Here is a 12,624-nt window from a genome sequence, read left to right on the forward strand (position 1 = left end):
AGACAAGGCGGCGAAGCGCCGCAAGAAGCACCTCAGCGTCGCAACGAGCGGCGACGAGCCTGGCGATGAGCCGAAGGCCCTTTCCGAATGCGACGTCAAATCGAACATCAAGTCCATTCCGGGCGTGATGACGATCCGCGGCTGCGCCTATGCCGGTTCCAAAGGCGTGGTATGGGGGCCGGTCAAGGACATGGTCCACATCTCGCACGGGCCGGTCGGTTGCGGTCATTATTCCTGGTCGCAACGCCGCAACTACTACGTCGGCCTGACGGGCATCGACACGTTCGTGACGCTGCAGTTCACCTCAGACTTCCAGGAAAAGGACATCGTGTTCGGCGGCGACAAGAAGCTTGAACAGGTCATCGACGAGATCGAGGAGCTTTTCCCCCTCAACAACGGCATCAGCGTGCAGTCGGAATGCCCGATCGGGCTGATTGGCGACGACATTGAGGCGGTGTCGCGCAAGAAGGCCAAGGAGCACGAAAAGACGATCGTGCCGGTACGCTGCGAGGGCTTCCGCGGCGTCTCGCAATCGCTCGGCCACCACATCGCCAACGACGCCATCCGTGACTGGGTTTTCGACAAGAACGAAGTCGAGTTTGAGACCGGCCCTTACGATGTCAACGTCGTCGGCGACTACAATATCGGTGGCGACGCGTGGGCTACGCGCATTCTATTGGAGGAGGTGGGGCTGCGCGTGGTCGGCAACTGGTCGGGTGATGCCACGCTCGCTGAGGTCGAGCGCGCGCCAAAGGCCAAGCTGAACCTCATCCACTGCTACCGCTCGATGAACTACATCTGTCGGCACATGGAGGAAAAATACGGCATCCCGTGGATGGAATACAATTTCTTTGGTCCGTCCCAGATCGAAACCTCCCTGCGCGAAATAGCCAAGCACTTCGGTCCGGAAATCGTCGACAAGACCGAGGCTGTCATCACCAAGTACCGGCCCCTGGTCGATGCTGTCGTCGACAAGTACCGGCCGCGCCTCGAAGGCAAGACGGTGATGCTCTATGTCGGCGGCCTGCGTCCTCGCCACGTCATCACGGCCTATGAGGACCTCGGCATGCGGATCGTCGGCACCGGCTACGAGTTCGCCCACAACGACGACTATCAGCGCACCGGCCATTATGTGAACAAGGGTACGCTGATCTATGACGACGTGACCGGTTACGAGCTGGAAAAGTTCATCGAAGGCATCCGCCCCGACCTTGTTGGGTCCGGCATCAAAGAGAAGTATCCGGTGCAGAAGATGGGCATCCCCTTCCGCCAGATGCACTCCTGGGATTATTCCGGCCCGTATCACGGCTATGACGGCTTCGCCATATTCGCCCGCGACATGGATCTGGCCATCAATAATCCGGTGTGGGATCTCTACGACGTCCCCTGGAAAAAAAAGGCCGCGCCAGCTGAGGCGGTTGCGGCCGAATGAGAGCCTGGCCTGTCTTGGAAGGGGGCAGGCCAGGCCCTTCCCATCGGACTTGATCCGCACTCGTGACAGATGACATCCCATTGCCGCCACCGGTGCGGCGCGATGAAAAGAAAGGTGCTTACTATGCCGCAGTCGGCGGAAAAAGTTCTCGACCATGCTCCCCTGTTCCGCGAGCCGGAATACAGGCAGATGCTCGCCGAGAAGAAAGCCAATTTCGAATGCCCCCACCCGGATCAGGTCGTTGCCGATCAAAACGACTTCACGAAGACCTGGGAGTATCGCGAAAAGAACCTGGGCCGCGAAGCCCTGGTCGTGAACCCGGCCAAAGCCTGCCAGCCGCTCGGTGCCGTCTTCGCAGCCGCAGGCTTTGAGCAAACGATGTCCTTCGTCCATGGCAGCCAGGGCTGCGTCGCTTATTACCGTTCGCATCTGTCGCGTCACTTCAAGGAGCCTTCATCGGCGGTCTCGTCCTCGATGACGGAGGACGCGGCAGTGTTCGGCGGGTTGAAGAACATGGTCGACGGGCTCGCCAATACATACAAGCTCTACGATCCGAAGATGATCGCCGTCTCGACCACCTGCATGGCCGAAGTCATTGGAGACGACCTCCACGGCTTCATCGAAAACGCAAAGAACGAAGGGTCGGTCCCGCACGACTTCGATGTTCCTTTCGCCCACACGCCTGCCTTCGTCGGCAGCCACGTCGATGGCTATGACGGCATGATCAAGGGCATTCTGGAGAACTTCTGGAAAGGCAACGAGCGGAAGGAGGTTGCTCAAGCCATCAACATCATTCCCGGCTTCGACGGCTTCTGCGTCGGCAACAACCGCGAACTGAAGCGCCTGCTCGACATGATGGGCGTATCCTACATCTTCATCCAGGATGCCTCCGACCAGTTCGACACGCCGTCTGACGGTACGTACCGCATGTATGACGGCGGCACGAAGATCGAGGACTTGAAAACGGCGTTGAATGCCGAAGCGACCCTGTCGCTGCAGCACTATAACACGCGCAAAACGCTGGAATATTGCAAGGAGGTCGGTCAGGTTACGGCTTCGTTCCATTATCCGCTGGGTGTTCAGGCGACCGACGAATTCCTGATGAAGGTCTCGGAGATTACCGGCAAGGAAATTCCTCCGGCAATCGGCCTGGAACGCGGCCGTCTCGTCGACGCTATGGCAGATAGCCAAGCCTGGCTGCACGGGAAGAAATACGCGATCTACGGCGATCCTGACTTCGTCTACGCCGTTGCCCGGTTCGTCTTGGAAACCGGCGGTGAGCCGACCCACTGCCTTGCTACCAACGGCACGTCGGCCTGGGAAGCCGAGATGAAGGCGTTGCTCGCATCCTCGCCCTTCGGCAAGGATGCCCAGGTCTGGGCGGGCAAGGACCTGTGGGCGTTGCGCTCGCTGCTCTTTACCGAGCCGGTTGATCTTATGATCGGCAATTCCTATGGCAAGTATCTCGAGCGCGACACCGGCACCCCATTGATCCGGCTGACCTTTCCGATATTCGACCGGCACCATCACCACCGTTTCCCGCTCATGGGCTACCAGGGCGGCCTGCGCGTCCTGACGACGATCCTCGACAAGATCTTCGACAAGCTCGATCGCGAGACGAGCGAGCCGGGTGTGACGGACTATTCTTACGACCTGACCCGCTAGGAGCGGCGGCGGTCGGCCTTGTGAGGCCGGCCTGCCTTCATCTGAACTTGGAGACCGCAATGCCCTTGCTCAATGCTAAAGTCCAGGATGTCTTCGACGAGCCTGCCTGCGAGAAGAACCGCAGCAAGGATTCCAAGGCGCGCAAAAACGGCTGTTCGAAGCCGCTGATCCCCGGGGCGGCAGCCGGCGGATGCGCTTTCGATGGCGCCAAGATCGTGCTGCAGCCGATCACCGACGTCGCGCACCTGATCCATGGGCCTCTCGGCTGTGAGGGCAATTCCTGGGACAACCGCGGATCGGCTTCCTCAGGTCCAACGCTCTGGCGCACCAGTTTCACGACCGACCTCACTGAAACCGAAGTGGTGATGGGGCACGGCGAGCGGAAACTTTTTAAAGCAATCCGCGAGATCAAGGAGGCCCATGCTCCACCGGCGATTTTCGTCTATTCGACCTGTGTGACAGCATTGATCGGCGACGACATCGAGGTCGTCTGCAAGCGGGCCGCGGAAAAATTCGGCCTTCCGGTGGTGCCGGTCAACGCACCGGGCTTTGCCGGCTCCAAGAACCTTGGCAATAAGCTCGCCGGTGAAGCGTTGCTCGATCATGTGATCGGCAGCGTAGAGCCGAACGACGTGACCGCCTACGACATCAATATCATTGGTGAGTTCAACCTATCCGGCGAGTTTTGGCTGGTAAAGCCGCTTCTTGACCGGCTGGGGATCAGAGTAAGGGCCTGCATTCCAGGAGACGCCCGATATCTTGACATTGCTTCTGCGCATCGCGCCAAGGCGTCCATGTTGGTGTGCTCGACAGCACTCATCAACCTCGCCCGCAAAATGGAGGAGCTGTGGGATATCCCGTTCTTCGAAGGCTCCTTTTACGGAATTACCGACACCTCGGAAGCACTCAGACAGATCGCCAAGCTGCTCGTGATGCAGGGGGCGGATCCCGAAATCCTCGAGCGCACCGAGGCATTGATCGCGGAGGAGGAGGCGATTGCCTGGATGAAACTCGCAGCATATCGACCAAGGCTTGAAGGCAAGCGCGTGTTGCTCAACACCGGCGGCGTCAAGTCCTGGTCGGTTGTCCATGCGCTGATGGAGGTGGGCATCGAGATCGTGGGCACCTCGGTCAAGAAATCCACGCCTGAAGACAAGGAACGTATCAAGCAACTCCTGAAAGACGAAAACCACCTGTTCGAGTCAATGGCGCCGCGCGAGCTTTATAACATGCTCGCCGACGGTAAAGCCGACATCATGTTGTCTGGCGGGCGCACGCAATTCATCGCGCTGAAGGCCAAGACACCTTGGCTCGATATCAACCAGGAACGCCACCACCCCTATGCCGGCTATGACGGCATGGTGGAGCTCGTTCGCCAGATCGATCTTGCTATTCACAATCCGATCTGGATGGAGGTGCGGGAGCCGGCACCGTGGGAATGCCAGCATGCGGTGGAAGAAGAACTGACGAATACCAAGAGCGAGAACGAGACTGGGTACGTCTTGCAAAACTTTGTCGGCGCGGTCGCCGGCAGCTTCTGCAAGCGTTGAGGAAAGCCGATGGTTCAAGTCTTTCCCCAGACCAAATCAGCTGCGGTCAATCCGCTGAAATCGTCGCTGCCGCTCGGCGCCGCGCTCGCCTTTCTTGGCGTCGAGCGTGCCGTGCCGCTGTTCCACGGCAGCCAGGGCTGCACCAGCTTGGCGCTGGTACTTTTAGTCCGGCACTTTAAGGAAGCCATTCCCTTGCAGACAACGGCATTGGACGCAGTGGCGACCATTCTTGGCGGCGCAGGCAATCTGGAAGAGGCGATCCTAAATCTCAAGAGGCGCGCAAAACCCAAGCTGATCGGAATTTGCACGACAGCCCTGGTGGAAACCCGCGGCGAAGATTTCGCAGGCGATCTCGCCAACATCAAGCGGGATCGTGCCGATGAGCTCGCGGGTACGGAGGTTGTGCTGGCGAATACCCCGGATTTCGAGGGAGCGATCGAAGAGGGATGGGCGAAGGCCGTCATCTCTATGGTCGAGCGCATCACCACTCCAGGCGAGCAGAGCCGCCACCAAAAGAAGATTGCGATCCTACCAGGATGGCATCTGACAGTCGCTGACATCGAGCTTCTGCGCGAAACGGTCGAAAGCTTCGGTCTGAAGCCGGTGATCCTGCCGGACATTTCCGGCTCTCTCGACGGCACGGTGCCCGGCGATCGTTGGGTTCCGACCACCTATGGCGGTACTCCCGTCGACGAGATACAAGAGCTTGGCACGGCGGCGCAATGTATCGCGATCGGCGAGCATATGCGCCGCCCCGCAGAGCTACTGCGGACCCGGACGGGAGTCCCTTACGCATTGTTCCAGTCGCTGACAGGATTGAAACGAGCCGACCGGTTCGTCTCGTTTCTTTCTGAGATTTCTGGTGCGCCAGTGCCAGCAAACATCCGCCGTCGCCGAGCACAGCTGCAGGACGCCCTGCTCGACGGACATTTCCATTTCGGAGGCAAGAAGATCGCAATTGCTGTGGAGCCGGACCAGCTCTACCAATTCGCTACCTTCTTCACCGGCATGGGCGCCGAAATCGCGGCAGCGGTCACCACGACCGGCACCTCAAAAATACTCGCGGAAATGCCGGCCGAATCGCTCCAGGTCGGTGATCTTGGCGATCTCGAAGAACTTGCCGTCGGCGCTGATCTTCTCGTCACGCATTCGCATGGACGACAAGCGGCGGAGCGCCTTGGGATTCCGCTCATGCGGGTGGGCTTCCCGATATTCGACCGACTCGGCAGCCAGCATAAGCTCACAAGTCTCTATCAGGGAACGCGCGACCTGATCTTCGATGTTTCCAACATCTTCCAGGCCAATCAGCGCGCGCCGTGTCCTGGATCGCTTGATCCCTCCCGCAAAGGAGAACTGCCTAGATGATCGCCGCTCGTCGCCTTTCCCTCGTCCCTGACGGGGTTCACTCGTCAGCTCCAAAACGGAAGGCTGGCGCGTTGCGCGTCGCAATCGCCACTCAAGATATGAAATCTCTCGACGCCCATTTCGGATCGGCAAAACGTTTCGTCGTCTATGATGTGAGTCCCGACGACTGGAAACTGGTGGAAGTCCTGGACTTCGAAGACGTTTCCGACCAGAGCGGAAAGCATCGGAACGAGGACGTCGATCGTATTAACCCGAAGGTGAAGGCGTTGGAAGGTTGTCACTTATTGTTCTGTCTGGCGATCGGTGGGCCATCGGCAGCCCGAGTTGTTTCGGCCAAAATCCACCCAATTAAAGTATCCGATCCTCAACTGATCGAAGATGTTTTGTCGCGAACTCGGGCGATGCTCAGGACTACTCCGCCACCCTGGTTACGCAAGGTGCTAACCGAAGCAGGCGCCATTGAAAAGAAGCCTTTCGATGAGGAGGACTAAGAAATGGGTACATTGACAGGAAGTACGAATGGCCCTGCTGTCAACGAAGATGGGGATCTCGCCACCCCTTTTCTCAGATGCCTGATAAGGCTCATTCGCGCTCAGGATGCCCATGGGGCGTGGGAAGGCAAATCGGACGCTGACCTGCTGGCCGACTTCATCCTCACCAAGGAGCAGCGCCGTAAGATCCCGATCATAGGCGATCCGGATCCGTATGTGCTGTGGAGGCTACAGAACTTTTACAGTTGCGTGGGGCTTGTGATCGAAGAGTGCACAGGCCTGTTGGCATCGCCGATCATGACGATCGGCCATGAGGGCTTTGGCCGCTTGCTTTTGACGACTGGACGGTTGGTCGTTCTGTCGAAGACCCTGCGCGATGTCCACCGGTTCGGCTTTGAGACGCTAGGCAAGCTCGCCGAGACCGGCACGAAAATGGTCGATGACGCTATTGAAGTTATCGAAACCTATCCCGACGTGGCGCGGGCATCATGAAATCAATTTTCGAGGAAAGAGATCATGTCAGACATTGTGGAGCAGCTGAAGAAGGTCCGCAAGCTGCAGTCCCGCCGCCGCTGCCAAAATCTCAGCATTTGCAATGGCCAGAACGAGAGTTCGATGGTGAGCTCACTGGCATGATCATGGCTCTCAACCACGCGGCGGTTGCCGCCTGAAGAACTGCCAGACTCTCGTTGCCGCAGACGACATTGCTGCGCAATCTCGCGAACAAATCAGGAGAACGGTGTTGCGTTTCACAATCTTTTGCGGCCTCCTGCTGCTCGTCGTCTGGGCGAAGGCACTAACGAGTTACTTCGTCTGGCATTCCATCCACGAAGTCATCGTTGCAATGGTGGCTAGTTTGTTGCTTCTTCAGTGGGCGTATATCGCAAGCCTGCTCTTTTCCATCTGGCAATCCAGCCGTAATTACAGGAGTCGCCAAAGGGCTAGACGATCCGATCATCGCTAGACTAGAACGTGGTGTCAGCCACAGCCTATCATGAGGGCGAAAACCTCGGCGTTCTTTGGAACGCCTCTCATCCAATCAGATCCAACCATGAGTCAACGGAATTCCAACCTGCCGGATGACGTGGATGCGTCGAGAGCCCTATCGCCGCGCAAGCTCTGCAACCTCGGCCGTGCCATGATGACGTGTAACAGGTGGCCTGCTCATGCCCTATCTGTGGTGGCTCCGACTTCATTCGCGGCGGCGAGACCGTCAGCGAAGTGCTGGACTATGTTCATGCGTCCTTCCGTGTCGTGCATCATGTCCAGCCCCGCTTTACCTGCAAAGCAAAGTTGGCCCTTGTTTAGATAGTCGAGGCCGCACTGCCAGAACACAGCGAGGCGATTTTGTCTTGTGGCCAGGTATGTGAAAGACGCTCATGCGAGCCCACTGGACAGGAGAGGTCAGCATTTGAATTTAAAAAGGTACCTTGATCCAAAAGTGGATGTGCTCGCTTCAGTAGCTGAATTGGATGGTCTGTACCGCGTCCAGAGGACCATAAAGAAACGTAAGTTATAAGGCTGAGCCTATGAATTTCATGAGAACGGAGCAGGGGCTTCTCTGCGTTTCAATTGCCGTTACCATCCTCCTTGCCTGCATCGGCATTTTGTTCGGGATCATTTCAGGTTCGTCCGCAATCATATTCGATGGTGTCTACGCATTGACGGACGCTGCTATGACTGTCGTAGCTCTGCTTGTTACAAAGCTCATCGCGTCATCCGAAGCGCCCTCCAGCAAAGGAAAACTTATCGAGCATTTCACGATGGGGTTCTGGCATCTTGAGCCCATAGTCTTGGCTCTCAACGGCATTCTCATAACCGGGTCGGCTGTTTACGCACTTGTCAACGCAATCGGCAGCATTTTGCATGGGGGACGTCCGCTCAACTTTAGTCAAGCGATCGTCTACGCCGTCGTAACACTCGGTGTGACAGCCACCATGGGGGTTATTGGTGATCGAGCTAATCGTAAGATCAAATCTGATTTCGTTGCCCTGGATACGAAAGCTTGGCTGATGTCCGCCGGGCTAACGATCGGGTTACTCGTCGCGTTTGCCATCGGATATTTCATTCAGGGGTCTTCTTACGAATGGATCTCGCCGTTTATTGACCCGGTCGCGCTGGCATTAATCTGCATTGTGATCATTCCCATTCCGGCGGGCACGGTTCGGCGAGCGCTCGCCGACATACTGCTTGTTACGCCATTAGATCTCAAACAACAAGTTGACGCGGTCGCCAAAACAATCATCGAACGACATGGATTCATATCCCACCGGGCTTATGTGGCCCGGGTCGGCCGAGGCCGGCAAATCGAGCTACATTTCGTTGTCTCAGAGGACCTCCCGGCGAGGAAATTGCAGGAATGGGATAAGATTCGTGACGAAATCGGGCTCGCGATTGGTAACGAGGGTCCGAGTCGTCGGCTCACCATCGCCTTTACAACCGATCCTGAGTGGGCGGATTAGGATTTTGAACCGAATTTGGAGCCCTGTATCGCAGGCATTCCATAACGGGCGTGATCCTCGAACCGGATGCATAGCTCGGCGTTTTTTCCAGCCACCATGCGTCAATTTCACGGTTCGTACCAATCTTCGATCAATGCGGCCAGTTTCGATGCCGTAGTTTTCCGTTATGCCTCCAGGCGCGATACTCGATTCAGCGAATAGGGTTGGCTGAACCCAGATCGCGCCTTTGCGTTCAAGCTCCACAGGCGGTTTCGCCGTCTTGATCTTGTTGAGATCCTGCCGGAGGCCGATTGTCTCGCGTTCTTTGAAACGAGCGACGCCTATGTCCTTGTACTGGCTCAGGAGGGCGCGGCCCAGCTGCCCAGGTTCCGATAGATGTCATCGCGCAGCTGTCGGACCTGTCGATTGAGCTCACCAAGTTGCGCAGGCGTATGGTCGGAAATTTCCAGAAGAGCGTCGCCCAGGCAGCCAGCTCGCGACCTCAGCTCCGGCCCGCGTAACCCGCCGGGTGATGCTGCGGGCGGCAAGGGTCATCAGCGACTATGGTTCCGCGAACGCGACGAGGCGCCCGCGGATAGCCGTCGGCAACATGAAGTCGCCTCGTAGGTCAGACCTTGTGCAGAAAATCGACCACGCCGGTATCGAGATCATAATAGGCGGGCACGATCTTCACCTTGCCTTCCTCGACCAGGCGAGAAACAATCGCACTTTCGGTGAGGATGCGCTCGGCGCCGTTGAAGGCATTGGCATGGACGGTCTTGTCGACAAAATTGTCGCCGCGATCGGTCTCCGCCAAAGCCACGGGCAGGATCGGCTGGGTCATCTTGCCGATTGAGCCATCGAGCTTGGTGCCCTTGGACACGACCTCGCAGGCGGCAGAGACCGCCCCGCAACGCTTGTGGCCCATGACGACGATCAGCGGCGCATGCAGATGTTCGGCGCCATATTCGATCGTGCCGAGCACATCGGTGTCGACCACGTTTCCGGCATTGCGGGCGACGAAGAGTTCGCCGAGCGTCACGCCGCCGAATACAAGTTCCGGCACGACACGGCTGTCGGAACAGGTCAGCACGATCGCCCAAGGTGCCTGGCTCTTGGCGACGTCCTGCCGGCGCTTGGAAATATTGGCGGCGCAGGCTTCCGTGTCGGCGACGAATTTCTTGTTGCCTTCCTGGAGTTTTGCCAGTGCTTCATCCGGCAGGAGGGCGGGAGCGTTCGAGGCGAATGCCGGCATGGTCATGTCAAAGCCTGCAGTCATGACGGCCACGCCTCCGATGCCGGCAAATTTCAGCAGGGAGCGACGGCTGAGTGGGGAGGAATTGCATTCAAAGCACATGGTATCGGTCCTTTTGCAATATCCGGGATGGCTGCGGAGAAATGGCACCTGCTCCAAGTCATGTCCGGCAATTCTCCGGGAATCGGAGAATGGCCGATTGGTTATGCCTTGATATGGCACTCATCAAGCGGAATTTTGACGCATCGGAGGAGCTAAGCCAATCCTGGAGTATTGCCCCGGCCGTACGGTAGATCAACCCGGCCCTGACGGGTTCTGGCGAGGGATGCTCATGCGCGGCATATTGGGTTGGAAGGGACCCTTTGGGCGCTGCCTTCTGCTTCTTTAGTGGCTCCGCTGCCGCCGGCGGGATCGCATTCATTATCTCACTCGGGAACCTAGGAGCATTTGTGGGGCCGTTCGTTATAGGGTATCTCCGTAGTCACCCCGGAGGTTTTTCCACAGGCCTATACGCTTTGGCAATCATGGGCCTAGCCGCGACAGTCATGTTGATTTTCCTCCTGCGCCTCCTGCGCCAAACTCGATAGAAACAACCAGATGTTCTTGTGTTTGTTGTCACGTGAGCCGAGCCGGTTAGGTGCACAACGAGATGCGGCTCGGGTTCGCGAGGAACCAACAGCAAGAGCTCGCAAAATTCCTCAGCGTCACCGGCCGCCGTCTTCGCACCCAAGGCCGAACCCGGCAATGCCGCTCATGTCGGCGCACCGATGCCGGGCGCCATCTCGCGCGTCTTTGTGTCGCCCGGACAGGCGATCAATGCCGACGATGTGCTGGTGTCGACCGAAGCGATGAAGGTGGAAACGGCAATTCACGCCGAGGAGAACGGCACGATCGCCGAAGTTCTCGTCAAAGCCGGCGACCAGATCGATGCCAAGGACCTGCTTGTAACTATCGCGGCCGGTTCAGCGTAAAGTTCCATAACATGCATTATGCTATTTGGTGTTGTAACCGGGTGGGTTCAAGGATGAAGTGCGACTTGCGAATGATACCAATGGGTTATCACTCGCAAGGAAGATGCAATGAAACGGACCTACTCCCATATTGATCTGGATGAACGACGCAAGATCGCCCGGTGGCGAATGACTGGCCTGAGCGTTGAGAGTATTGCCGAGAAGCTCGGCCGGCATCGTTCGACGATCTTTCGGGAGATCAAACGCAACACGTTTATCGACAACGATGTTCCGGATCTCAACGGCTACTACTGCGTCACAGCGCATGATATCGCTTGTGACCGGCGTACGAAGCTGCGGAAGCTGGCGCGCTTCTCTGACGTCAGACAATCTGTCATCGACCGGATCGTACACGGCTGGTCGCCACAGCAGATTGCAGGACGCATGCGCCTGGAACGCCATCCGATCTCTGTCAGCCACGAGACGATCTACAAGTTCGCATATTCGCCCGACGGGCACGCCATCAAGCTGTGGCGGCACCTACCGGAGCATCGTGCGCGACGCCGACCACGACATGCCAGACGCAAGCATGGTCAACGGTTTAGCCCGGAACTCAACATCTTGCGGCGCCCCGATGTCGTTGCCGAGCGCAAGCAGTTTGGGCATTGGGAATGCGACCTGATCCAGTTTCGGAAAAAGTTCGGCAAGGCCAATGTGACGTCGCTGGTCGAACGAGTCAGCCGCTTCGCGATCTTCCTGCGCAACAATGACCGTCAGTCCCGTCCTGTCATGGACGGCCTTGTTCAAGCACTGCAGGCCCTGCCCCACCTTGCTCGCCGTTCCATCACCTTCGACCGGGGGACGGAGTTCACTGACTGGCCGTATCTGCAAGCCAGCATCGGCGCCCAAACCTGGTTTTGTGATCCGCAATCGCCCTGGCAAAAAGGCACCGTCGAGAACACCAATGGCCGGGTCCGGAAATGGCTTTCGAGAGAGGTCGATCCACTGTCCGTGACCGACGCCGACCTGATCGACGTCTGCAATCGGCTCAATGATACGCCACGCAAATGTCTTGGCTATCGAACGCCCGCAGAGGTCTTCCGCAAGAAACTGCTCGCCCAGATGCGGTATGCAGGTTAGCTTGACCAAGCCCGCAAGTCGCGGTTCAGCATGAACTCACACCGCAAAGTTAGAATGTAAGAACGACTGGCATCTATTGCTCGATCCATCTCCACCCTATTGCAGGAAAAGGTAAATGTCGCTCTGCATGCCTGATGGCCCCAGAGTGGCCGTGTAGGGCACACCATGGATACTGAAGTTGGTGGGTTTGTCCGCGCTCGGCAGCAAGTCAAACAAGTACATTGCAGGCAGAAGGTCATCTGGTACCGGTTGATTGCCGTGTTGCCAGCTCGGAGGGACAAATCCTCCCAAGTCGTCCACAGGCAGCGTGTACTGTGGGGTGCCGAAGATCGATG

The 12,624-nt window shown here is 57.7% G+C and carries 10 protein-coding genes and 2 pseudogenes; 10 read left to right on the forward strand and 2 right to left on the reverse strand.

Going from position 1 to position 12,624, the window contains the following annotated elements; genetic code table 11:
* The 8 genes from nifD to EFQ99_RS34400 form a co-directional block, all read left to right on the forward strand.
* Window positions 1–1,432: nitrogenase molybdenum-iron protein alpha chain (gene nifD, locus EFQ99_RS34360; protein ID WP_126907100.1), on the forward strand; the 1,432-nt coding region annotated here is incomplete at its 5' end.
* 123 nt (window positions 1,433–1,555) lie between these two features.
* Window positions 1,556–3,097 (forward strand): nitrogenase molybdenum-iron protein subunit beta, encoded by a 1,542-nt coding sequence (nifK, locus tag EFQ99_RS34365; protein ID WP_004677342.1) that lies wholly within the window; start codon window positions 1,556–1,558, stop codon window positions 3,095–3,097.
* 59 nt (window positions 3,098–3,156) lie between these two features.
* A complete protein-coding gene (gene nifE / locus EFQ99_RS34370; protein ID WP_011053415.1) occupies window positions 3,157–4,647 on the forward strand; it encodes a nitrogenase iron-molybdenum cofactor biosynthesis protein NifE in 1,491 nt (496 codons plus the stop codon).
* 9 nt (window positions 4,648–4,656) lie between these two features.
* Window positions 4,657–6,012: a nitrogenase iron-molybdenum cofactor biosynthesis protein NifN gene (nifN, locus tag EFQ99_RS34375; protein WP_097603744.1), complete on the forward strand. Its 1,356-nt coding sequence runs from the start codon at window positions 4,657–4,659 to the stop codon at window positions 6,010–6,012.
* Window positions 6,009–6,503, forward strand: coding sequence for a nitrogen fixation protein NifX (gene nifX / locus EFQ99_RS34380; RefSeq protein WP_008536565.1), 495 nt, complete (start codon window positions 6,009–6,011; stop codon window positions 6,501–6,503). The genes nifN and nifX overlap by 4 nt, the downstream gene beginning before the upstream one ends.
* 3 nt (window positions 6,504–6,506) lie before the next feature.
* A complete protein-coding gene (locus EFQ99_RS34385) occupies window positions 6,507–6,995 on the forward strand; it encodes a NifX-associated nitrogen fixation protein (RefSeq protein WP_097615967.1) in 489 nt (162 codons plus the stop codon).
* A gap of 729 nt (window positions 6,996–7,724) precedes the next feature.
* Window positions 7,725–7,811: a hypothetical protein gene (locus tag EFQ99_RS36385; RefSeq protein WP_237350514.1), complete on the forward strand. Its 87-nt coding sequence runs from the start codon at window positions 7,725–7,727 to the stop codon at window positions 7,809–7,811.
* Window positions 7,812–8,032: 221 nt separating this feature from the next.
* Entirely contained in the window at window positions 8,033–8,965 is a 933-nt protein-coding gene (locus EFQ99_RS34400) for a cation diffusion facilitator family transporter (protein ID WP_097603737.1), read from the forward strand.
* 607 nt (window positions 8,966–9,572) lie between these two features.
* On the opposite strand, the gene EFQ99_RS34405 is transcribed toward EFQ99_RS34400, so the two are convergent.
* Complete coding sequence (locus tag EFQ99_RS34405; RefSeq protein ID WP_042120140.1) at window positions 9,573–10,301, reverse strand: carbonic anhydrase; 729 nt, start codon at window positions 10,299–10,301, stop codon at window positions 9,573–9,575.
* A 620-nt stretch (window positions 10,302–10,921) separates the two neighbouring features.
* On the opposite strand from EFQ99_RS34405, the pseudogene EFQ99_RS34410 reads away from it, so the two are divergent.
* Window positions 10,922–11,170, forward strand: a pseudogene (locus EFQ99_RS34410) (biotin/lipoyl-containing protein); the annotation flags it as partial.
* 108 nt (window positions 11,171–11,278) lie between these two features.
* Window positions 11,279–12,289, forward strand: coding sequence for an IS30 family transposase (locus tag EFQ99_RS34415; RefSeq protein ID WP_008536882.1), 1,011 nt, complete (start codon window positions 11,279–11,281; stop codon window positions 12,287–12,289).
* Window positions 12,290–12,385: 96 nt separating this feature from the next.
* Here EFQ99_RS34415 and EFQ99_RS35410 read toward each other — a convergent pair.
* A pseudogene (locus tag EFQ99_RS35410) lies at window positions 12,386–12,624 on the reverse strand (hypothetical protein); the annotation flags it as partial.

The organism is Rhizobium vallis (assembly GCF_003985155.1).
Classification (GTDB): Bacteria; Pseudomonadota; Alphaproteobacteria; order Rhizobiales; family Rhizobiaceae; genus Rhizobium; species Rhizobium vallis.